The organism is Sphingomonas phyllosphaerae, assembly GCF_036946485.1.
Lineage (GTDB): Bacteria > Pseudomonadota > Alphaproteobacteria > Sphingomonadales > Sphingomonadaceae > Sphingomonas > Sphingomonas phyllosphaerae_E.
This window is the reverse complement of sequence record NZ_JAQIJA010000001.1, coordinates 168,794-188,940: the sequence shown is the minus strand read 5'-3', so window position 1 is coordinate 188,940 and position 20,147 is coordinate 168,794. Positions and strand designations below refer to the sequence as shown.

22 protein-coding genes are annotated in these 20,147 nt (G+C 69.0%); 11 read left to right on the top strand and 11 right to left on the bottom strand.

Annotation, left to right across the window (positions count from 1 at the left end):
- The first annotated feature begins 6 nt into the window (after window positions 1–6).
- Together PGN16_RS00985 and PGN16_RS00980 are read left to right on the top strand one after the other, a co-directional pair.
- Window positions 7–684 (top strand): hypothetical protein, encoded by a 678-nt coding sequence (locus tag PGN16_RS00985; RefSeq protein ID WP_335307540.1) that lies wholly within the window; start codon window positions 7–9, stop codon window positions 682–684.
- Window positions 681–1,145, top strand: coding sequence for a GreA/GreB family elongation factor (locus PGN16_RS00980; protein ID WP_335307539.1), 465 nt, complete (start codon window positions 681–683; stop codon window positions 1,143–1,145). The genes PGN16_RS00985 and PGN16_RS00980 overlap by 4 nt, the downstream gene beginning before the upstream one ends.
- 388 nt (window positions 1,146–1,533) lie before the next feature.
- On the opposite strand, the gene PGN16_RS00975 is transcribed toward PGN16_RS00980, so the two are convergent.
- Window positions 1,534–2,829, bottom strand: a complete 1,296-nt coding sequence (locus tag PGN16_RS00975) for a hemolysin family protein (RefSeq protein WP_335307538.1) — start codon at window positions 2,827–2,829, stop codon at window positions 1,534–1,536.
- A 144-nt stretch (window positions 2,830–2,973) separates the two neighbouring features.
- On the opposite strand from PGN16_RS00975, the gene PGN16_RS00970 reads away from it, so the two are divergent.
- Window positions 2,974–3,657 carry an OmpA family protein gene (locus PGN16_RS00970; protein WP_335307537.1) on the top strand — a complete coding sequence of 228 codons (684 nt, stop codon included), beginning with the start codon at window positions 2,974–2,976 and terminating at the stop codon, window positions 3,655–3,657.
- A 9-nt stretch (window positions 3,658–3,666) separates the two neighbouring features.
- Here PGN16_RS00970 and PGN16_RS00965 read toward each other — a convergent pair whose 3' ends face one another.
- A complete protein-coding gene (locus tag PGN16_RS00965; protein WP_335308367.1) occupies window positions 3,667–4,095 on the bottom strand; it encodes a nucleoside deaminase in 429 nt (142 codons plus the stop codon).
- 160 nt (window positions 4,096–4,255) lie between these two features.
- Window positions 4,256–4,483: a hypothetical protein gene (locus PGN16_RS00960; protein ID WP_028966566.1), complete on the bottom strand. Its 228-nt coding sequence runs from the start codon at window positions 4,481–4,483 to the stop codon at window positions 4,256–4,258.
- Between the two features lie 142 nt (window positions 4,484–4,625).
- Between PGN16_RS00960 and rpmB the strand changes: the two genes are divergently transcribed.
- A complete protein-coding gene (gene rpmB / locus PGN16_RS00955; protein WP_335307536.1) occupies window positions 4,626–4,922 on the top strand; it encodes a 50S ribosomal protein L28 in 297 nt (98 codons plus the stop codon).
- A 72-nt stretch (window positions 4,923–4,994) separates the two neighbouring features.
- Here rpmB and PGN16_RS00950 read toward each other — a convergent pair whose 3' ends face one another.
- Complete coding sequence (locus PGN16_RS00950) at window positions 4,995–5,933, bottom strand: esterase-like activity of phytase family protein (protein WP_335307535.1); 939 nt, start codon at window positions 5,931–5,933, stop codon at window positions 4,995–4,997.
- A gap of 171 nt (window positions 5,934–6,104) precedes the next feature.
- Between PGN16_RS00950 and PGN16_RS00945 the strand changes: the two genes are divergently transcribed.
- The gene (locus tag PGN16_RS00945; RefSeq protein ID WP_335307534.1) at window positions 6,105–6,473 is read left to right on the top strand and encodes a glycine zipper 2TM domain-containing protein; all 369 of its coding nucleotides are present in this window, start codon (window positions 6,105–6,107) and stop codon (window positions 6,471–6,473) included.
- Window positions 6,474–6,880: 407 nt separating this feature from the next.
- Here PGN16_RS00945 and phbB read toward each other — a convergent pair whose 3' ends face one another.
- The 3 genes from phbB to PGN16_RS00930 are packed head-to-tail and all read right to left on the bottom strand — an operon-like array spanning window position 6,881 to window position 10,877.
- Window positions 6,881–7,603, bottom strand: a complete 723-nt coding sequence (gene phbB / locus PGN16_RS00940; RefSeq protein WP_335307533.1) for an acetoacetyl-CoA reductase — start codon at window positions 7,601–7,603, stop codon at window positions 6,881–6,883.
- A gap of 56 nt (window positions 7,604–7,659) precedes the next feature.
- Window positions 7,660–8,664 (bottom strand): ferrochelatase, encoded by a 1,005-nt coding sequence (hemH, locus tag PGN16_RS00935; protein WP_335307532.1) that lies wholly within the window; start codon window positions 8,662–8,664, stop codon window positions 7,660–7,662.
- Window positions 8,664–10,877, bottom strand: a complete 2,214-nt coding sequence (locus PGN16_RS00930; protein ID WP_335307531.1) for a xanthine dehydrogenase family protein molybdopterin-binding subunit — start codon at window positions 10,875–10,877, stop codon at window positions 8,664–8,666. Before PGN16_RS00930 ends, hemH begins: the two co-directional genes overlap by 1 nt.
- 137 nt (window positions 10,878–11,014) lie before the next feature.
- On the opposite strand from PGN16_RS00930, the gene PGN16_RS00925 reads away from it, so the two are divergent.
- Window positions 11,015–12,220, top strand: coding sequence for a hypothetical protein (locus PGN16_RS00925; RefSeq protein WP_335307530.1), 1,206 nt, complete (start codon window positions 11,015–11,017; stop codon window positions 12,218–12,220).
- 34 nt (window positions 12,221–12,254) lie between these two features.
- Here PGN16_RS00925 and PGN16_RS00920 read toward each other — a convergent pair whose 3' ends face one another.
- Window positions 12,255–12,611, bottom strand: a complete 357-nt coding sequence (locus PGN16_RS00920; protein ID WP_335307529.1) for a hypothetical protein — start codon at window positions 12,609–12,611, stop codon at window positions 12,255–12,257.
- 165 nt (window positions 12,612–12,776) lie between these two features.
- Window positions 12,777–14,456, bottom strand: a complete 1,680-nt coding sequence (locus PGN16_RS00915) for a class I adenylate-forming enzyme family protein (RefSeq protein WP_335307528.1) — start codon at window positions 14,454–14,456, stop codon at window positions 12,777–12,779.
- Between the two features lie 65 nt (window positions 14,457–14,521).
- On the opposite strand from PGN16_RS00915, the gene lgt reads away from it, so the two are divergent.
- The 5 genes from lgt to PGN16_RS00890 all read left to right on the top strand — a co-directional run bounded on the left by lgt (window position 14,522) and on the right by PGN16_RS00890 (window position 18,081).
- Window positions 14,522–15,409 (top strand): prolipoprotein diacylglyceryl transferase, encoded by an 888-nt coding sequence (lgt, locus tag PGN16_RS00910; protein ID WP_335307527.1) that lies wholly within the window; start codon window positions 14,522–14,524, stop codon window positions 15,407–15,409.
- Window positions 15,409–16,431 (top strand): class I SAM-dependent methyltransferase, encoded by a 1,023-nt coding sequence (locus PGN16_RS00905; RefSeq protein WP_335307526.1) that lies wholly within the window; start codon window positions 15,409–15,411, stop codon window positions 16,429–16,431. The genes lgt and PGN16_RS00905 overlap by 1 nt, the downstream gene beginning before the upstream one ends.
- The gene (locus tag PGN16_RS00900) at window positions 16,428–16,943 is read left to right on the top strand and encodes a GNAT family N-acetyltransferase (protein WP_335307525.1); all 516 of its coding nucleotides are present in this window, start codon (window positions 16,428–16,430) and stop codon (window positions 16,941–16,943) included. Before PGN16_RS00905 ends, PGN16_RS00900 begins: the two co-directional genes overlap by 4 nt.
- On the top strand, window positions 16,940–17,701 hold the full coding sequence (pgeF, locus tag PGN16_RS00895; RefSeq protein ID WP_335307524.1) for a peptidoglycan editing factor PgeF: 762 nt from the start codon (window positions 16,940–16,942) through the stop codon (window positions 17,699–17,701). Before PGN16_RS00900 ends, pgeF begins: the two co-directional genes overlap by 4 nt.
- A 230-nt stretch (window positions 17,702–17,931) precedes the next feature.
- On the top strand, window positions 17,932–18,081 hold the full coding sequence (locus tag PGN16_RS00890; RefSeq protein ID WP_156025959.1) for a hypothetical protein: 150 nt from the start codon (window positions 17,932–17,934) through the stop codon (window positions 18,079–18,081).
- On the opposite strand, the gene PGN16_RS00885 is transcribed toward PGN16_RS00890, so the two are convergent.
- Window positions 18,060–18,893 (bottom strand): PEPxxWA-CTERM sorting domain-containing protein, encoded by an 834-nt coding sequence (locus tag PGN16_RS00885; RefSeq protein ID WP_335307523.1) that lies wholly within the window; start codon window positions 18,891–18,893, stop codon window positions 18,060–18,062. The genes PGN16_RS00890 and PGN16_RS00885 overlap by 22 nt on opposite strands.
- Before the next feature lie 116 nt (window positions 18,894–19,009).
- A complete protein-coding gene (locus tag PGN16_RS00880) occupies window positions 19,010–20,119 on the bottom strand; it encodes a helix-turn-helix transcriptional regulator (RefSeq protein ID WP_335307522.1) in 1,110 nt (369 codons plus the stop codon).
- Between the last annotated feature and the right edge of the window lie 28 nt (window positions 20,120–20,147).

Below are 20,147 nucleotides of genomic sequence, written 5' to 3'. Positions count from 1 at the left end.
CGGCTCATGAACTCAACCAGCTTCGATCTCGACCCCATTTCCCAGAACGGCGTGCTCGTCACGATCGCGCTCGCGCTGGTGGCGGTGCTCGCGGTGCTCACGATCATCGCGATGGTGTGGGGCGCACGGCTGAAGCGCCAGCGCCGCGCCGCCGAAGCGGAAGAACAGCGCCGGATCGAGGAGCTGAAGGCGGACGGCGTCGAGGCGACGAACACCGCGGAGGGTGGGTCGCCGGTCATTCCGGCGACTGCTCCGGCGCCGACGGCACCGCCGCCCCCTGCCCCGGTTGCTCCCGCACCGGCCGCGCCGATCCCGGCTGAGCCCGTTGCGGATGAGCATCAGGCAGCGCTGTCCGACGAGCCGATCGCCGCGGCCGCGCCGCTCGATGCATCGCCGGCCAGCGTCGCCGCCGACGTGCCGGCCGCTCCGGTCGAAGAAGGTGGCGCGCAGTCGGTGACGATCCTCAAGGGGCTCGGGCCAAAGATCGCGACGCGGCTGTCCGAACTGGGGATCACGCGGCTCGATCAGCTCGCATGGCTCGACGATGCCGAGGCCGAACAGCTCGACGCGCAGCTTGGCGTCTTTCAGGGACGCATGGAGCGCGATCGCTGGCGTGAACAGGCGCGGCTGCTCGCGCAGGGCGATCGCGCCGGGTACGAAGCGCAGTTCGGCAAGCTGGGATGAGCGTCGCCTTCCGTCGCGAGAGCGATGACGAACATCTCGAACCGACGTTCGAGCTGCCGATCCCGCCCGGCCCCAATCTGGTGACGCCGCGCGGGCGTGCGCTGATCGAGGCGCGCGTGGTCGCGTTGGAGGCGGCGCTGGCGGCGGCCGCCGATGCGGACGCGGCCAAGCCGATCGCGCGCGACCTGCGCTATTGGAAGACGCGGCGGGCAACCGCAATCGACACCGCGCCGCGGGAAGATGGCGTGGTCGGGTTCGGGAGCCGGGTGCGGTTTGCGCTCGCGGGCAAGGAGCGCACGGTGACGCTGGTCGGCGACGACGAGGCCGATCCGCCGGCGGGGTTGCTGTCCTTCTCCGCGCCGCTGGCGCGCGCGCTGATGGGCGCGGAGGCGGGCGAGTTGGTCGGGTTCAACGGGCGCGAGGAGGCGATCGAGGTGCTGGAGGTCGGGGCGGCGGGCTGAAACCGTTGTTCGTCACCGCAGGCTTAGCCTGTCACCCCGGCGCAGGCCCGGGTCCAGCTGCGCGACGTTCGTGACGACCCGCATCGCTTCTTTACGACGGCCTTCCCAACTGGGCCCCGGCCTTCGCCGGGGTGACAGACAGCGATGTTATTGTCGTTGGTCGCTCCGGACTTGATCCGGGGCCCCGCTTCTCTCTTGGGAAGCGAAGAAGAAGCGGGATCCCGGATCAAGTCCGGGATGACGGGTTGATCGTGACGACAGCAATTCGAACCCAGCGAGTCGTCATTGCGAGCGTAGCGACGCAATCCAGGGCGTCCTGGTCCGGCTCTGGATTGCTTCGCTACGCTCGCAATGACGGGTAGAATTCGTCGGTCCGCTCAGGCGAGCCTCAAGCCTCGCTGACGAGCAGTTTGTCGATCCGCCGGCCGTCGAGATCGACGACCTCGAACCGCCAGCCCTGTTCCTCGAAGCTCTCGCCCTCTTCGGGCAGCTTGCGGAACGCGGCCAGCGCGAGCCCGGCGACGGTGGCATAGTCGCGGTCCTCGGGCAGATCGATCCCCAGCCGCTCGGCCAGCGCATCCGCCGCCATCGTGCCGGCGACCAGCAGCGAGCCATCGTCGCGGACCACGACATTCGGGCTTTCCTCCGGATCGATATCCGACAGGAACTCGCCCGCGATCGCCGCGAGCAGATTGGCGGGGGTCACGATCCCCTCGAAATGACCGTATTCGTCGTGGATCAGCGCCATCGGCACCTCGGCGCGGCGCAGCGCGTCGAGCGCGTCCATCGCATCGATCTGGTCGATCACCACCGGCGCCTTGCGGACCAGCTTTTCGAGATCGAGCGTCTCGTCGCGGAACAGCGCCGCGGCGACGTCGCGCGCCTGCACCACGCCCACCACCGAATCGATCGAGCCGCGCGCCACCGGCAGGCGGCTGTGCGGGGTCTCGCGCAGCTTGGCGCGGATAGCGGCGTCGTCGAGCGCGATGTCGAGCCAGTCGACCTCGGTGCGCGGGGTCATCACCTCGCGTACCGGACGATCCGCGAGCCGTACCACGCCCGAAATGATCGAGCGTTCATGCTCCTCGATCACGCCGGACTTGCTCGCCTCGGCGACGATCAGGTGCAGTTCCTCGGCGGTGACCTGTTCCTCGTTCTCGCGGTTGAGCCCGAGCAGGCGGAACAGCAATGCGCTGCTGGCATCGAGCACCCAGACGATCGGCTTCGTCAGCCGCGCGAGCCACCACATCGGCAGCGCGACCAGCGACGCGACCGCCTCCGGCTTGCGCAGCGCGAATTGCTTGGGGACCAGCTCGCCGACGATCAGCGAGGCATAAGTGGTGAGCGCGATGACCAGCGCGAAGCCGGCGCTGACCGCCGTCTCGTGCGCCAGCCCGAGCGCCTCGAAGCGCGCCGCGACCGGCGTGCCGAGACTCGCGCCCGAATAGGCGCCGGTACCGATGCCGATCAGCGTGATGCCGATCTGGACGGTCGACAGGAACTTGCCGGGGTCGGCCGCCAGCTCGATCGCGGTGGCCGCGCCCTTGCGGCCGCTGCGCGCCATCGCCTCCAGCCGCGCCTTGCGCGCCGACACGATCGCCAGCTCGCTCATGGCGAACACGCCATTGAGCGCAACGAGCGCGAGGATGATGATGACGTCGACCCAGGGGAACGGCGGTAGCATGATGTGCGCCCCTCTTGGCGGCAAAGCGCGCGCGCGACAATCGCCAATTTGTTGCTGGCGGGCTTCAGCCGCCATTCAGTGCGCAGGCGGAACATTGTGTCTGCGCGTCGGGTTGACTGACGTTAGTTGTTGAAAGGGAAAAAGATGAAGCTGTCGTCGAAGCTGGCTGCCGCGCTGGCGTGCGTGTCGCTGGTGGCCGTATCGGCGTGTACGACGGACCCGGACACCGGCGAGCGGCGCATCTCCAAGACCGCGATCGGCGGGATCGGGGGCGCTTTGGGCGGCTATCTGCTCGGCGATCTGGTCGGCGGGCGGCGCGACCGGACCGAAAAGATCATCGGTGCGGGGCTTGGCGGCATCGCCGGTGCCGGAATCGGTGCGTATATGGACAAGCAGGAGCGCGAATTGCGCGAGCGGACGCGCGGTACGGACGTGGAAGTGACGCGTCAGGGCGACGATCTGCTGCTCAACATCCCGTCGGGGATCAACTTCGCGTACAATTCGGCGAACGTGCAGCCGCAGTTCCGCGCGACGCTCGACAAGGTCGCCGGCGTGCTCGCCGACTACAAGGAGACCTATGTCGACGTGTACGGCCACACCGATTCGACCGGCAGCGATTCGTACAATCAGGACCTTTCGGAGCGGCGCGCGCGGTCGGTCGCGGATTATCTGTCGAGCCACGGCGTGCAGGACGCCCGCATCGCGACGCGCGGGTTCGGCGAGACGCAGCCGATCGCCTCGAACGAGACCGAGGCCGGGCGCGCCGAGAACCGCCGCGTCGAGATCAAGATCGTGCCGATCTCGCAGAACGACCTGCCGCCGCGCTGATCCCCGAGGTCAGCGACGCGCGGCGAAAAAGTCGCGCAGCAGCGCCGCCGCCTCCCCCGCCCCGATGCCGGCGAACAGCTCGGGGCGGTGGTGGCAGGTCGGTTGCGTGAAGAAACGCGGGCCGTGCTCGACCGCGCCGCCCTTCGCGTCGTCGGCGGCGTAGTAGAGACGCGCGATGCGGGCGTGGGCGATCGCGCCGGCGCACATCGCGCATGGCTCGAGTGTCACCCACAGGTCGCAATCCTCCAGCCGGTCGCGGCCGAGCGCCTGCGCCGCGGCGCGGATCGCCCGCATCTCGGCATGGGCGGTCGGGTCGCATAGCTGGCGCGGGGCATTGGCGGCGACCGCGACGATCTGCCCGGAATGCACCACGACCGCGCCGACCGGCACCTCACCAGCCGCGGCCGCGTCGCGGGCGGCGTCGAGCGCGACGCGCATCGGGTGGGGCAGCGGGAACATCGTCGCTGCCTACGCCGTGGCGGCGCAGGGGCAAAGGCCCCGGTATTCGTCGCCCCGGACTTGATCCGGGGTCCCGCTTCTCACGCCCGCGATCAAGAAGAAGCGGGGCCCCGGCTCAAGCCCGGGGCGACGGTCGGCCTCAGCGCTGTTCGCCGGGCTTCTGGACCTCGACCTTGGGGACCTCGACGGTCTTGTTCTCGGTGCCGACGCGCACCTTGGCGACATCGGCGTCGAACTTCGGCGCCTGCCCGCCCTCGAGTCGCGGCAGTTGCGCCGTCTGGGTCTGGTCGAACTTGACGAAGCCCAGCAACAACGCCGCCAAAAAGACCAGAGCCACGATTCCGATCAGCACCAGCAGCCCGCGCATCCTCTTTCTCCCGATCCGTCTTGATTCGCTGCCGCAACAACGCGGTCGTACGGGGCTGGTTGCAGTGCTGGCGACTTGACCGATCGAGAGCCCTGGGTTACTGGCGCGCACTTTCCGGGCAACCGAAATCAGGATTAGTCACATGTCGCGCATTTGCGAGCTGACCGGCAAGGGCCGGCAGGTGGGCAACAACGTTTCCCACGCCAACAACAAGACCAAGCGTACGTTCCTGCCGAACCTGCAGAACGTCACCCTGCTGTCCGATTCGCTGGAGCGGTCGATCCGCCTGCGCGTCTCCACCCACGGCCTGCGCTCGGTCGAGCACAACGGCGGGCTGGACAACTGGCTGGTGAAGACCTCGGACGACAAGCTGTCGCTGAAGGCGCGTCGCCTGAAGCGCGACATCGTGAAGAAGCGTTCGGCCGCCGTCGCGGCCTGACGCTCACGGCTCTGCCCGCATCGCTGCGGCCCGCCTTCCTTCATGGATGGCGGGCCGTAGTGCGTTGGGGCGTCAGCCGCGCCAGCGGAACTTGGCGAGGATCGTCCGCCGCCAGAAGGCGCCGTCATTGTCGGTGACGAGCCAGATCATCGTCTGACCCCGCTCCTGCGACACCGCCAGCCCCTCGGCATTCTCGTGCCCGAGCGTGTCGCCGAATCGCGCAACGACCTGACCGTGGAGCAACGCGCCCGGCCGGATGCTGCGCACGGGGATACGCACCAGCGTCATCTCGAACCTCATCGGCAGATGGACGCGGCGGTTGAGCACCAGCACGTCGCCATCCGGCAACACCGCCGCGTCGCTGGGCGAATGATGCGGCGGCGGCAGGTAGCGGAGCGGCGCGTTGGGCGTGTCGTACAGCGCCGGATCGCCGTAGAAGAGCAGTGCGGCGCGCGCGCCATTCTGCCACAGCCCGCCCTCGCGAAAGGCAAGGAAGCGGCCGTCGTTCAGCCGCACCAGCGACTCGATGCTGCTGTTCACGCCCCAGTCGCGCATCGCCAGCGGCGGACTGGCGGCATTGGCGTGATCGAAATCGTGGGGGTAGCGCCAGATCATGTTGATCCGCTCGTAGCCGATCCACGCCTGACCGGTACGTGGGTCGAGCGCGAGCGACTCGGTGTCGCGCGACGCCTTTTGCCACGCGGTCTCCGGCCCGTCCGCCAATTCCGCGGTGCCGAGCGTCCGTAACTTGTGACCGGCGATACGCAGCCTCACCACCAGACCGCCATCGCTGAGCAGGATCGCCTGCCCATCGTGCAGTGCCAGTGCCGAGAGGCCGCCGAACGCCGGCTGGTTCGCGGACAACGATACCGCCCCCACCGGCTCCAGCGCGCCGACGCGGTGCGGCCAGCCGCCGCGTGGCACGAACGGCGTGGCGGTGACGCGCAGCCCCGGGTCGAACAGGGGACGGCGGGCGCCGCCGGTCCAGGGCGGCACCAGCAGCAGCGTCATCGCAAGGGTGATCGGCCATCGCACGCCGGTCGGGTAAACCACCGACGCAGCACGCGAAAGGATGAACGCCCGATAACGGACGCATTCAGCCTCGGCTCAATGCGAATCGGGCAAAAGCTGTTTCATCGACGGGAAAGCCCGCCGACCGGAACAGCAAACGGGAGACTGCTCATGTTCAAGAATCTCGCCCTTGCCGGTGCCGCGCTCGCGATGGGCGCCGCCGCCGTGGCCCCGACTGCCGCCGACGCCCAGCGTTATTATGGCGACCGTTACAGCCGCTATGACGACAATCGCGGTTATTACGATCGTCGCGATTATGACCGGCGCGGCTATCGCGGCAACGACCGTCGCTACAATTACAACCGCCGCTGCTCGAACGGCACGACCGGCACGGTGGTCGGCGCGATCGCCGGTGGTCTGCTGGGTCGCGTGATCGACTCGCGCGGTGACCGGACGCTCGGCACGGTGCTGGGCGGTGTCGGCGGCGCGGTCGCGGGCAACGCGGTCGAGAAGTCGAACAACCCGCGGTATTGCCGCTGACGCTGGCAGGTCGGGAGCCACGCTCCCGGCCGAGGCGCGCAGCGCCGCCAGCGGCACGGCCGGCGGGTCGGCAGCGCCGATCCCGACCGACGACGGCTTTGCCGTCGTCCGACCCCTTCCCTCGCGTAGCGTATGAGGGCGCGAGCCCGGTGCCGGACGGTGCCGGGCTCGTGTTATTTCTTGGGGACATCTTCTCACTTCGTCATCCCGGACTTGATCCGGGATCCCGCTTTCTGGCGACGCCAAGAAGAAGAAAAAGCGGGGCCCCGGATCAAGTCCGGGGCGACGGTGGGTTGGCGCGCCGCGGTCGAAGCCCGCGTCGTCGGTCGGGTCGGCGCGGCCGACCCGCCGGCCGTGCCGGGCGCTGCGCGGGGCGCACCGGCCCGCGGCACGCGGGCCTGCGCCCGTCAGTACATATGCTGCCCGCCATTGATGCTCAGCGTCGATCCGGTCACGAACCCGGCCTCCTCCGAGCACAGGAACGCCACGCCGCGCGCGATCTCCTGCGCCTGACCCAGGCGTCCGACCGGGATCTTGGCGACGATCTTTTCCAGCACGTCGGCGGGGACGGCGGCGACCATGTCGGTATCGATATAGCCCGGCGCGATCGCGTTGACCGTCACCCCGGCGCGCGCGCCTTCCTGCGACAGCGCCTTGGTGAAACCGTGAATGCCGCTCTTCGCGGCGGCATAGTTCACCTGGCCATATTGCCCGGCCTGGCCGTTGATCGAACCGATGTTGACGATCCGGCCCCATTTGCGGTCGCGCATCCCCGGGAACACCGCCTTGGCCATGTTGAAGCAACCGCCGAGATTGGTGTCCATGACCTCCTTCCACATCTGGTAGGTCATCTTCAGGATCGTGCCGTCGCGGGTGATGCCGGCATTGTTGACCAACACGTCGACCGGTCCCAGTTCGGCGGCGACCTTCGCACAGCCTTCCTGACAGGCGTCATAATCCGCCACGTCCCATTTGTACGCGGCGATGCCGGTCCGCTCGGTAAAGTCGCGCGCGCGTTCGTCGTTGCCGGCATAATTGGCCGCGACCGTCATTCCCGCGTTCTTCAGGGCGACGCTGATCGCCTCCCCGATGCCGCGCGTCCCCCCCGTGACGATCGCCACACGTGCCATAAAATCCTCTCCCGTCACCCGCCCGGAATGAGGCGGTATCCCAAATCCACATCAGCCTAGGCGGCGGCGACCCACCCTTCAAGTTCACGCGCCAGTAACGTGCGCAGCATCGCCACGCCCTCCGCACTGTCGTTCAGGCACGGCAGATAGGCGAAGTGCGTGCCGCCGGCCGCCTCGAAGCTCTCGCGCCCGCGGATCGCCAGTTCTTCCAGCGTTTCGAGGCAATCGGCGGAGAAGCCGGGCGCCAGGATCGCGACCTTGCGGATGCCCTGTGCGGGCATCGCTTCCAGCGTGGTGTCGGTGGCGGGCTCCAGCCATTTGGCGCGGCCGAAGCGCGACTGGAAGGCGACGGTCAGCGGGCGGCCGAGCGCCTCGCCGAGCAGCCGCGCGGTCTTGCGGCAATGGCAATGATAGGGGTCGCCGAGCACCAGCGTCCGCTGTGGCATCCCGTGGAAGCTCGCGACGACCGCGTCGGGCGCGAAGTCGAGCGCCTCCAGCGCGGCGGTGACGTTGCGGGCGAGCGCGTCGATATAGGCGGGGTCGTCGTAGTACGGCGGGAGCGTGCGGATCGCGGGCTGCCACCGCATCGCGGCCAGGGCGAGGAACGCCTTGTCATTGGCGGTCGCGGTCGTGGCGGCGCAATATTGCGGATAGAGCGGCGCGAGCAGGATGCGTTCGCATCCCGCGTCCTTCATTGCGCGCAGCCGGTCGCCGATCGCGGGATTGCCGTAGCGCATCGCCCAGTCGATCAGCACCTCTGCGCCGAACGCGTCCTTGAGCGCCAGCGCCTGCGCGCGCGTCACCGCCGCCAGCGGCGAGCCGGCGTCGGTCCAGACCTGTTGATAGGCGTGCGCCGATTTTTTCGGGCGTGTGGTGAGGATCGCGCCGCGCAGGATCGGCTGCCACAGGAGCTTGGGGATCTCGACCACGCGACGGTCGGAGAGGAACTCCGCAAGGTAGCGGCGCACCGCGCGCGTGTCCGCCGCATCTGGCGTGCCGAGGTTGACGAGCAGCACGCCGATGCGCGGCCGCGGGATGACGGGGTGGTCGGGGGGAAGCATCACGCGCTCCTGAACGGCAAGTGGCGCCACCGCGTTCCGCCGGCGGCGAACAGCGCGTTGGCGATCGCGGGAGCGACCGCGGGCACGCCGAGATCGCCGACGCCACCGGGATCGGCGGTCGAGGTGATCAGCTCGACGGTGACCTCGGGCGCATCGGCGAGTGTCGGAAGCCCGACGTCGCCATAGCGGCGGATGCTCGCCAGCCCGTCGTGATAATGCGCCGCCGCGCCGTGCGTGGTCGCCGCGCCGAAGATCAGCCCGCCCTCGATCTGCTGGCGGACGATGTCGGGGTTGATCGCGCGCCCGCAATCGACCGCCGCCACCAGCCGGTCGACGCGCGGGCGACCGGCGGCATCGAACCCGGCCTCGGCAAGCACCGCGATCATGCTGCCGGCCATCGTGTGGCAGGCGATCCCCTGCCCGCTGCCCGGCACGCCGCCGCTCCACCCGCCGAGCGCCGCGACCGTCGTCAGGCAGCGCGCCAGCCGCGGCTCGCCGCCGAGCAGCCCGACGCGGTACGACATCGGCTCGGTCCCGGCGACGCGCGCCAGTTCGTCGAGGAAGCATTCGGTGAAGAAGGCATTGTAGCCGTCCGCGCCGCCGCGCAGATGCCCGGTCGGCAGGTCGAGCGCGACCGGATGATGCCAGACCTCCGCCGCGCCAAGACGGTACGGCGGCATCGCGCCGCGCATCGCATAACCGTCGGCGCCCTCCGGCAGCGCCGAGGCGAGCCGCCGCAGCGCGTCGGCGGGCAAGAGCCGCGCCGCCATGTCGCGCCCGGTCGCCGGCACGGCGATCCGCGCGCGCCAGCCGAGGATCGCACCGTTCGGGGCAATCCGCGCCGCCATCCGCGCACGCGCCGGGGCACGCACCCGGTCGTGGAGCAATGCCTCGCCGCGCGACCATGCAAGCTGCACGGGGCGGCGCAGCTCCTTCGCGAGGATCGCGGCCTGTGCGACGACATCGACCTCCAGCGCCGCACCGAACGACCCGCCGCTCAGCATCGGGTGGAGGATCACCTGCGCCTCCGACACGCCGATCGCGCGCGCCGCCGCGGCGCGGGCGAGCGATGGCGCCTGCGTGGCGGCCCAGAGTTCCAGCCGCTCGTTCTGCCAGTGCGCGGTCGCGGCGGGCGGCTCGACCGCAGCGTGGAGCCCGGGCGCGACGCGATATTCGGCCTCGACCAGCCGCGCGCCGGCAAAGACGCCGTCGACGTCGCCGGTGCGGGTGACGCGCTGGCCCCCGGCGTCGAGCGCCGCGCCGAGCGCGCGGTCGATCGCGGCGTCGTCGGGCGGGACCGGCCCCTCGAAGCGCGGCGCGAGGGCGATCAGCGCGCGGTTGGCGGCCCACCAATTGTTCGCGACCGCCGCGACCCAGCGATCGTTGCGGATGACATGGAGCATCCCCGGCACCCGCTCGGCCGCGGCGAGGTTCACCGAGCGCAGCCGTGCGTCGCGGTGCGGGGCCTGGCGGATGCTGGCGAACACCATGTCGGGCAACCGCACGTCGGCGACGAAATTGGCCGAGCCGTCGACCTTGGCGGGCACGTCAAGCCGTGGCACCGACTCCCCGGTCAGCCGACCCTCGTCGCCAATCCGGTACGGCAATTCGGCGGGCACGCTGCCCGATGCCGCCGCCTCCGCCAATTCGCCGAAGCGTAGCCGGCGGTTGCCCTGTACGACGAAGCCATCCGCGGTGGTGCATTCACGCCAATCGACATCCCAACGCTTTGCCGCGGCCTGACATAACAGCACGCGCGCCGCCGCCCCCGCCTCGCGCAGCGGCGCCTCGAAGCGACGCACCGATGTCGAACCGGCGGTGAGCATCAGCGCCTCACGCGTCCAAAGCTCGTCACGCAGCCGCGCGGGCACGCCGGCAAATCCGTCGCCGAACAGCCACCCGGCGGCGAGCGGATTCGCGTAGAGTGGTGAGACGGGCGCGGCCTCGACCCCGACGGTGCGCCAGTCCGCGCCGAGTTCGTCGGCGAGGATCTGCGGCAGCGTCGTGAACACCCCCTGCCCATGTTCGCATTGCGGGACCGCGACGACGATCTTGCCGTCGCGCGCGATCTTGAGAAACGCGTTGAAGACGTGTTCGTCGGGCGCGGCGGCAAGGTTGGGCAGATAGCTACGCGGCCACGCCGCCCATGCCACGATCAACCCCGCGCCGATGCCACCGGAAACGAGAAGCCTGCGCCGCGTGATCTCCGCCATGCCACGCGGCGTAGCGGGCCGGGCAGCGCGGCGGAAGGGGCTTGTCGAGGCGACGGATCGCCGATCCGGGCCACGGCCCACGCGCACGAATGTGTCGACCTGTCGCCACGACGCGCTATGCGAGCGTCATGCCCCGCATGTCGATCCTCTCCGCTCTGGCCCCTGCCCTGTTGCTGGGGACGCCGATGGCCGATGCCTCGCCGCGCGCGATCGCCGCGCTCGATGCGTGGCGCGCGCAGCCCGACGCGCGTGCCGACGACCCGCGGCTCGCCCAGCCGCTGACCCGCGCGGAGGCAGAGCGTGCAGTGGCGTTGCTGTCCGCCGACCGGATGCGCACGCTCGCTGCGCATTACGGAAGCGCGGTGGCCGAGCGGAAGCTGACGATCGGCGACAAGACGCTGCGATGGGAAAGCAAGCTGTTCGGCGATGCCGCGCCGGGACATCGCAGTTTATGGATCTCGATGCACGGCGGCGGCAATACCTCGCCCGAGGTCAACGATCAGCAATGGCGCAACCAGTTGCGCCTCTATGCGCCGATCGAGGGCATCTATCTGGCCCCGCGCGCGCCGACCGATACGTGGAACCTGTGGCACGAAGCGCATATCGATGCGCTGTTCCAGGAACTGATCGATGCGCAGGTGGCGGTGAACGGCGTCGATCCGAACCGCGTCTATCTGATGGGCTATTCGGCGGGTGGCGACGGGGTGTGGCAGCTCGCGCCGCGGATGGCGGATCGCTTCGCCGCGGCGGCGATGATGGCGGGACATCCGGGCGACGCGTCGCTGCTGCCGCTGCGCAACCTGCCGTTTGCGATCTTCGTCGGTGGCGAGGACGCCGCCTACGATCGCAACAAGCTGGACGCAGAGAAGGCGGCCGAGCTCGACCGGTTGGCTGCAGCCGATCCGGGCGCCTATGTCCATATGGCACGCGTCTATCCGGGACTGCCCCACTGGATGGACCGCAAGGACGCCGAGGCGGTGCCGTGGATGGCGACGTTCACGCGCAATCCATGGCCGACGCGCATCATCTGGGTGCAGGACGATGTGCCGAACGACCGCTTCTACTGGCTTAAAATTCCGAACGTGGCGGCCGCCAAGCGAGGCGACACGATCACGGCGAGCGTCAGCGGCCAGACGATCACGCTGAGCGGCACCGTGCCCGCTGGCACCACATTGCGGTTGTCCGACCGGCTGCTGAACCTCGACCGCACGATACGGGTGATGGTTAACGGCCGCCAGATCCATGCCGGCAAGGTGACGCGCACCGCCCGGGCGGTCATAGAGTCACTACGCGAGCGCCTTGATCCCGGCTCGGCCGCCACCGCGACGCTGATCGTAGGATAGCCGACGTCGTCATCCCGGACTTGCGAGCGCGCCGCTATTTGATCCGGCCGGCGCGCTCGCGGGCCTGCGCCATGGGCAGGACGTTTTGCGCCCACGGCCCATAAGGGATCTCGCGTAGCGCCGCCGGCGCGCGGCGTGCGTCGCGGATCGACACGACCCTGCCCGAGGTATCGCCGAACGGTGCGGTGGAAGGCGGGAGTATCGGCGGCTTCAACATCCGTCGCCGCCGCCGCACCGCCACGGCGCCGAGCAACGGACCAAGCCGGCTGAGCAGATAGCCATAGCAGCCACCGATAAGCAGGATGTGCAGATCGGATCGTCCCGCAAGTTGCGCGGCGTGCAGCACCTGAAGCGCGACGATCGTCAGCGTACCAGCGAGAACCGGATACATCACTGAGGTGCGCATGGTGCCTCCTGTCATGACAAAGCTATGACAGGCTTTCCGAGGCGACAAGCATTTTTGTGCACCCGCGTCATAAAAGTTGGTTGCAGTCGCTACCGGCCTCATAAACTTGCGTGTGCGGCGCGCTCGCAGGCGCAGCAAACCATCGAAGGATCAGTCCGCGATCAACGTCGCATAGTGCTTGCGCAGCGACACCTTGTCGATCTTCTCGGTGCCCAGACGCGGCAGCGGATCGGGGCTCAGCCACAGCCGCTGCGGCACCTTGAACGCGGCGAGATGCTCGCCGAGAAACGCGATCAGCTCCGCGTCGCTGGTCGCCGCGGGGCCGGCGAGATGGACGACCGCGCACGGCACCTCGCCGAGCCGCTCGTCGGCAAGCCCGAACACCGCCGCCTCCGCGACCGCGCCATGCGTGTAGAGCGCGGCCTCGACCTCCTGACAGCTGATGTTCTCGCCGCCGCGGATGATGATGTCCTTCTTGCGGTCGACGATGAACAGATAGCCGTCGGTGTCGAGATAGCCGAGGTCGCCGGTGCGGAAGAAGCCGTCGGCGGTGTAGCAGGCGGCGGTGTCGGCGGGGCGGCCCCAATAGCCCTCGAAGCACGCCGCCGAGCGGATGCCGATCTCGCCGACCCCACCGAGCCGCACCTGCTGCCCGGCCTCGTCGAGGATCGCAAACTCGACCAGCGGTGCGGAGGCGCGCCCGGTCGAGGCGGGCTTGGCGAGATAATTGCTGCGCCAGTTGCCCGCGCCGACCGCATTGGTTTCGGTCAGACCATAGCCGATCAACGGCGAACCGGGCAGCTCGGCGTCGAGCCGCCGGACATGCTCGACCGGGCGCGGCGCGCCGCCGGCCGCGAAATCGGTGACGGTCGACAGGTCATAGGCGTCGCGACGCGGATGGTTGAGCATTTCGAGGCTCATCAGCGGCACGCCGACGAAATAGGTGACCTGCTCGCACTCGATCAGCCGCATCGCCTCCTCGGCATCCCAGCGCGACATCAGCACCAGCTTGCGCCCCATCGCGAAGCTCTGGAGGAAGGTCGGCACCATCGCGGTGACGTGGAACAGCGGCACGTTGAGCAGCGTCGCGGGCTGCGCGGCCATCGGCTTGCCGTCCTGCGTCGAAATCGCCAGCATCATCATCGCCGAGGCGAGAAAGTTGAAGGTGCCCTGCACGACCTGGAAATGGGTCGACAGCGCGCCGCGCGCGCGGCCGGTCGATCCCGAGGTGAACAGGATGGTGGCATGAGCGTCCGGGCCGAGCGCCGGCAGCGTCGCGCCCTTTGCGCGGGCGAGCAGCGCGTCGAGCGCCTGTTCGAGCGGGAGCGTGTCGTCGAACGGCTGGACCGGCACCGGGCTGTCGCCGAGCCGTTTGACGCGCGGCGGGTCGGCGAGGATCAGCGACGGAGTCGACTCTGCGACTGCCGCGGCCAGTTCCTCGGCCTGCCACCAGCCGTTGAGCAGCGTCGCCACACCCCCGGCCATGACGATCCCCATGTAGAGGACGATCCACGCCGCCGAGTTGCGCGCCGCGATCGCGACGCGGTCGCCGGGCGCGATGCCGTGACCGTCGATCAATGCCTGCGCGACGCGGGTCGCGGCGTCATGTGCCTGTCCGAAGGTCAGCCGCTCGTCGCCGCAGACCAGAAAGGTCTTGTCGCGGTGCTCGGCGCAGAAGTGCGCGAAATAGGCCGGCAGCGTCGGCGGCGCGGTGGCGATGCACGGCAGCGTGCGGCCGAACCGCGCAATCGATCCCAGCGCGAGCGGCCCGCCCTCGCCGGTCAGGGCCGCCATCGTGGCATCCATGCGCGCGTCAAGCTCGGTCCGCATCACTCTCTCCGCTTGGGTTTGTCTTATTCGCCCCTTATGGAGGCGCGATTCACGAGGGGAAAGCCTTGATCCTGCCCGCGCTCACGGCTGCCGTAGCGGCAAGCCACATACATTTTTCCGATCTGGGCCTGCACCCCGACGTCTTCTCGATCGGGGTGTTCACGCTGCGCTGGTACAGCCTGGCGTATATCGCCGGAATCGTCATCGGCTGGTGGTATCTGCTCAAGCTGCTCGACCAGCCGGGCGCGCCGATGGCGCGGCGTCATGCCGATGATCTGGTCTTCTACGCGACCCTCGGCATCATCCTCGGCGGGCGGCTCGGCTATGTGCTGTTCTACGCGCCCGAGATGCTGACGCGGCCGCTGTCGATCCTGCGCTTGTGGGACGGCGGCATGTCGTTCCACGGCGGGGTGATCGGCACCTCGCTGGGGCTGATCTGGTTCGCGCGCAAACATGGGCTCAACTGGCTGCGCGTGCATGATTATGTGGCGTGCTGCGTGCCGTTCGGGCTGTTCTTCGGGCGGCTCGCCAATTTCGTGAACGGCGAATTGTGGGGCAAGCCCGCCGACGTGCCATGGGCGATCGTGTTCGAGCGGACGGTGCCGTTCGGCGTGCCGGAGCCGGCGCGCCACCCCAGCCAGCTCTATGAGGCGGGGCTGGAGGGCATCCTGCTGTTCGCGCTGTTGTGGTTCTTCTTCTGGCGCACCGATGCGCGGTATCAGCCGGGCAAGCTGGTCGGGCTGTTCCTGACCGGCTACGGTCTCGCGCGCTTCACCGCCGAGTTCTTCCGCGAACCCGATGCGCAGCTGCGCCAGTTCGCCGAGGCGACCGGGCTGCACATGGGGCAATGGCTGTGCGTGCCGATGATCCTCGCCGGGCTGTTCCTGGTGCTGACCGCGCCGGGGCGTCGCACGCGCGTCGAGCCGATCGCCGGGCCGGACGCGGTCGCCTGATGAGCGCGCCACTGCTTGCCGAGCGACTGGCGCGCGCCATTGCGCTGGGCGGGCCGATCCCGGTCAGCCAGTTCATGGCGGCCGCCAACACGCATTATTATGCGACGCGCGATCCGCTCGGCGCGGGCGGCGACTTCACGACCGCGCCCGAGATCAGCCAGATGTTCGGCGAGCTGATCGGCGCCTGGGCGGCAGACCTGTGGGACCGTGCCGGTCGGCCAGTGGTGGCGTGGGTCGAGCTGGGGCCGGGGCGCGGGACGCTCACCGCCGACGCGCTGCGCGTCATGGCGCGGGCTGGGCTGACCCCGCCGGTGCATTTGGTCGAGACCAGCGTGACGATGCGGGCCGCGCAAGCGGAGCGCGTGCCGGGCGCGACGTGGCACGATTCGATCACGACGCTGCCCGACGACATGCCGCTGATCGTGATCGCCAACGAATTCTTCGACGCGCTGCCGATCCGGCAGCTCGTGAAGCGTGGGCAAACGTGGCACGAGCGGCTGGTGGCGTGTCAGGACACGTTGTTCCTGCCGATCGCGGGGACCAGCGTGCCCGATACGATCATCCCGCCCGCGCTGGCGTCCGCCGCGTCGGGCGCGATCGTCGAAACCTCGCCCGCCAGCGTCGCGATCATGGCCGATCTGTCGGCGCGGATCGTCGCGCAGGGCGGTGCTGCGCTCGTCATCGATTACGGCTATGACGGGCCGGCGGTCGGCGACACGTTGCAGGCGGTGCGTGGCCATGCCTATGCCAATCCGTTCGAGGCGCCGGGCGAGCAGGACCTGACCGCGCACGTCGATCTCGCGACGCTGCGGCTGGTGGCGAGCGCGTCGGGGGCGGCGACGTTCGGGACGACCGCGCAGGGCGCGTTCCTGCGCGCATTGGGGATCGACCAGCGCGCCGCGGCACTGGGCGAGAGAGTGGCCGGCGATCGCCGCCGGCTGGTGGACGACATGGGGGAGTTGTTCAAGGTGATCGCAGCGACACATCCACACTGGCCGCAACCGGCGGGGTTCGGGGCATGACCCGCCGCGCCACCCTGCGCCGCGCAACCGTCAAGGACGCCGCCGATCTGGCCGGCGTCGCGCGTGCGACCTTCACCGAGACGTTCGGGATGCTGTACTCGGCGGCCGACCTCGCCACGTTCCTCGAACAGCATACGCCCGAGGACTGGGCGCGCGAAATTGCCGACCCGGCCTATTCGGTGGCGGTGGTCGAGGAAGGACATATCGTCGTCGGCTATGTGAAGCTCGGCCCGCCGCGCTTGCCGTTCACGCCCAAGGAGGGCGCGATCGAGCTGCGGCAATTCTATCTGCTCCAGCCGTGGCAGGGCGCGGGCATGGGGCCGAAGATGATGGAATGGGCGCTGGAGGAAGCGCGCGCGCGCGGGATGCGCGAGATGTACCTGTCGGTGTTCGTCGACAACGAGCGGGCGCGGCGCTTCTACGCCAAATACGACTTCAAGGACGTCGGCCGTTATGCCTTTATGGTCGGCGATCACGAGGACACCGATATCGTGATGCGACGCGCGCTGTGACACCGCCGGTGCCGTTCCGCGCGGCGCTGCTGGACGGCGTGGCGCACGGCTTCTTCGGGCGGCAGGGCGGCGGGTCCGAGGGCATCCACGCCGGGCTGAACGTCGGGCTCGGCTCGGCGGACGACGAGGCAGTGGTGTGCGCCAACCGGGATGCGGCGGTCGCGGCGGTTGCGCCGGGGGCGTGCCTGCTGACGCCTTACCAGATCCATTCGGCGACCTGCGTCACCGTCGATGCGCCGTTCGTCGAGCGGCCGCAGGCGGATGCGCTGGTCACCGATCGCGCCGGTCTGGCGATCGGAGTGGTGACGGCGGATTGTGCGCCGGTGCTGCTTGCCGATACCGCAGCCGGGGTGGTCGGGGCAGCCCATGCCGGATGGAAGGGCGCGCTGGCCGGGGTCACCGATGCGACGGTTGCGGCGATGGTCGCGCGTGGGGCGCGGGCGGAGCGGATCGTCGCTGCGGTGGGCCCGTGTATCGCGCGCGCCAGCTATGAGGTGGACGACGCGTTCCGCCAGCGGTTCGAGGCGGCGGATGCGGCCAACGAGCGGTTCTTCGTCGATGCCCGCGCGGCGCACCATCGCTTCGATCTGGAAGGGTATGTCGTGCACCGGCTGGCGGCGGCGGGCGTGACGCGCGTCGCGGCGCTCGGGCTGGACACCTATGCCGACGAAGCACGGTTCTTTTCGTACCGGCGCGCCACGCATCGGGCCGAGCCGAGCTACGGCCGGCAGATCGCGATCATCGCGCCTGTATCGTAACTCGTCAGGCGCGATCGCGCTGCCGGACGCGTCGAAAAGACGCGGGATGCGGAGCGTCTCGGGAGCGAGAATGCTCGACTAGGTGTCGATCCCGCGCATGACAGGCCGCATCTGCCCGGCACGTCGGCCGCGGGCGGACGGGCCTTCGCGTAGGTATCACGTCGCCTTGTCCTGACACCGGGATCGTTCCGCCGTGCCGCCGGTTGGTGAAGCGACACGGGAGAACGATCATGGCCGATAATATCGTCCGCGACGAACTACGCGACGGCCCGACCTTCAATCGGAAGGCGAAGCGACCGATCAAAGGCGGGCTCTATTATCTCGCGTTCCTGTTGGTGGCCGCGATCCTGATCTTGTTTTACGCGGGCAACTTGATCTGAGCGCTGCGGCGCTGACGCAGCGCCGCACCGACCAGACCGAAGCCCAGGATCATCATCGCCCAGGTCGCCGGCTCAGGGACCGCACCGGTGACGCCGTTCAGCGAAAAGCTGATCGAACGGTCGTACTTGTAGGCCTGCGTGCCGGCGCCGATCACCTGTGCATCGGCCTGGTCGAAGCCGGTGCGCGGCAGGGTATTGACCGACACCTTGTAGCTGGTGTTCGCCTGGAACGTCTTCGACGCGGTCGACGCCGCGGTGTAGTCGGCGAGCGTGCCGGAGAAGAGCAGCGCGTCGTTCGCGCCCTGATAGATGTTGATATAGTCGAGCGCGCGCCCGGCCAGGTTGCCGGCGCGGGTGTCGATGTCGGTCGCCGCCGCGATATAGCCGATGTTGAGCAGGCCGGTCTGGTTCAGCAGGAACGTGGTCACCGCCGCGTGGCTGATCGACAGCGATGCCGAGGCCGCCGCCGAGCTGGAGGCTGCCGACAGATCGTCGGTGAAACGCGCGACCCAGCTATCGGCCGAGGTCGTGGTCACGATCGTCTGACCGCTACCGGTCGCGGTTGCGACATTGCCGCCCTTGACGGTGCCCGACACCGCGGTGCCCGACGAACCCTGGCCGGAGAACGAGCCGTTCGCGTTCTTCAGCGTCGCGTTCTGATCGCGGGTCGCGGCATTGTCCACCGCCTGCGCGCCGAGCAGCAGGTCGGCCGAGTAATCGACCGAGCTGGTCGACACGACCGTCGCCGCATAGGACGGGGCGGCAGCGGTCACTGCCAGAGCCGCAAGCGCGACCCGGAAGCCAGTCTTCATGATGTTATCCCCCAACGATGGTTCCGCAGCGGAACCGTTGCGAGAGGACTGGTATGACAAGTACCGGTAACACGCCTCATCCATTTGGATTAGGCGAAACGGTAGCGCTCTCGAACTTACCCAAAACGGGACAATAAGCGCAGCAACTCCGACTGGCGCGCGGTCTGGGTTTTGGCGAAGATTTGCCGCAAATGCACACGGATAGTGTTGATCGTAATGCCAAGCAGCACCGCTGCTTCATCCAGCGTGCGCCCGGAAAATAGTGCCACCGCCAGATCGGATTCACGCGCGGTGAGCCCGAACGCGCCACGCCACAGCGCCACCGGCGGGGCCGGCGCGGCCAGCGGATCGACCAGCGTCATCAGGATCGCGGCGCGGTCCGGGACCAGCGCGCGACGTTCGCTCGCCAGCGGCCAGCCGCTCAGCAAATAGCCGGGACCACCATCCGCGCGTTCGATCCGCACCGCGTCCGCGCTGACATTCTGCGGCGCGGTCGCACGCTCGATCAATTCCATGAGCCGACGCTGGCTGGCCACGTCGACGGCGGCAAGGCGGCCGTCGCGCATCCGCAGCCCGTCACCACGGCGCAACGCCGCTTCGAACTCGGGCGTGGCGCGCAGCAGAACGCCGGTTTCATCAAGCAGCGCGGCGGGTTCGCCTGCGGCATCGAGTCGCGCGTTCCACCATTGCTCGCGCAGCTTTTCGGCATGGAGCACGCCGAACGTCAGCGCCTGCTCCAGCGTATTGGTGAGCGAGCCCAGTCGCCGCCATTGGTCATCGTCGATTTCGCCACGCGCCAGCGCATTGTGGACGGACAGACCGCCGACCCAGCGACCGTTGCCGATCACCGAGGCGGAGGTGACGAAGTGGCACGTGCGGCTATGCGTCTCCATCCAGCGTAGATAGGCGTCGACCTTGGGATCGTCGCGGTCGAGGACGTCGGTGTCGCGGTAGAGGCGGCTCTGCTCCAGCCGCGCCACCACCGGCACCTGCGGATCGAGCAAGTGCATCCGCTCCGCCTCATAACGCGCCGGCGCGGCGGGATCGACGTGGTGGATCGTGTTCCACGTCAGCACGCCCTTCGCGCGATCGACCATCGCCAGATAACCGGCCGCGCCACCGATCCAGTCCGACGCGCGGCGCAGCCACGGCGTCCAGCCTTCCGGCCCGTCGTCCATCGCCGCCAGATAGGCGCCATGGATCAACGCATCGCGTTCGTCGTTCACACCGCCCCCCAGCGTTTGCAGGGGAGCG

What these genes read in the sequence shown, in the direction of transcription:
- PGN16_RS00980 (WP_335307539.1), top strand. Translation starts at nt 681, where the DNA reads ATGAGCGTCGCCTTCCGTCGCGAGAGCGATGACGAACATCTCGAACCG.
- PGN16_RS00915 (WP_335307528.1), bottom strand. Translation starts at nt 14,456, where the DNA reads ATGCGGACCGAGCTTGACGCGCGCATGGATGCCACGATGGCGGCCCTG.
- phbB (WP_335307533.1), bottom strand. Translation starts at nt 7,603, where the DNA reads ATGGCACGTGTGGCGATCGTCACGGGGGGGACGCGCGGCATCGGGGAG.
- PGN16_RS00945 (WP_335307534.1), top strand. Translation starts at nt 6,105, where the DNA reads ATGTTCAAGAATCTCGCCCTTGCCGGTGCCGCGCTCGCGATGGGCGCC.
- rpmB (WP_335307536.1), top strand. Translation starts at nt 4,626, where the DNA reads ATGTCGCGCATTTGCGAGCTGACCGGCAAGGGCCGGCAGGTGGGCAAC.
- PGN16_RS00920 (WP_335307529.1), bottom strand. Translation starts at nt 12,611, where the DNA reads ATGTATCCGGTTCTCGCTGGTACGCTGACGATCGTCGCGCTTCAGGTG.
- PGN16_RS00975 (WP_335307538.1), bottom strand. Translation starts at nt 2,829, where the DNA reads ATGCTACCGCCGTTCCCCTGGGTCGACGTCATCATCATCCTCGCGCTC.
- PGN16_RS00925 (WP_335307530.1), top strand. Translation starts at nt 11,015, where the DNA reads ATGTCGATCCTCTCCGCTCTGGCCCCTGCCCTGTTGCTGGGGACGCCG.
- PGN16_RS00985 (WP_335307540.1), top strand. Translation starts at nt 7, where the DNA reads ATGAACTCAACCAGCTTCGATCTCGACCCCATTTCCCAGAACGGCGTG.
- PGN16_RS00890 (WP_156025959.1), top strand. Translation starts at nt 17,932, where the DNA reads ATGGCCGATAATATCGTCCGCGACGAACTACGCGACGGCCCGACCTTC.
- PGN16_RS00960 (WP_028966566.1), bottom strand. Translation starts at nt 4,483, where the DNA reads ATGCGCGGGCTGCTGGTGCTGATCGGAATCGTGGCTCTGGTCTTTTTG.
- PGN16_RS00905 (WP_335307526.1), top strand. Translation starts at nt 15,409, where the DNA reads ATGAGCGCGCCACTGCTTGCCGAGCGACTGGCGCGCGCCATTGCGCTG.
- PGN16_RS00965 (WP_335308367.1), bottom strand. Translation starts at nt 4,095, where the DNA reads ATGCGCGTCGCGCTCGACGCCGCCCGCGACGCGGCCGCGGCTGGTGAG.
- PGN16_RS00970 (WP_335307537.1), top strand. Translation starts at nt 2,974, where the DNA reads ATGAAGCTGTCGTCGAAGCTGGCTGCCGCGCTGGCGTGCGTGTCGCTG.
- hemH (WP_335307532.1), bottom strand. Translation starts at nt 8,664, where the DNA reads ATGCTTCCCCCCGACCACCCCGTCATCCCGCGGCCGCGCATCGGCGTG.
- PGN16_RS00950 (WP_335307535.1), bottom strand. Translation starts at nt 5,933, where the DNA reads ATGACGCTGCTGCTGGTGCCGCCCTGGACCGGCGGCGCCCGCCGTCCC.
- PGN16_RS00900 (WP_335307525.1), top strand. Translation starts at nt 16,428, where the DNA reads ATGACCCGCCGCGCCACCCTGCGCCGCGCAACCGTCAAGGACGCCGCC.
- PGN16_RS00930 (WP_335307531.1), bottom strand. Translation starts at nt 10,877, where the DNA reads ATGGCGGAGATCACGCGGCGCAGGCTTCTCGTTTCCGGTGGCATCGGC.
- PGN16_RS00885 (WP_335307523.1), bottom strand. Translation starts at nt 18,893, where the DNA reads ATGAAGACTGGCTTCCGGGTCGCGCTTGCGGCTCTGGCAGTGACCGCT.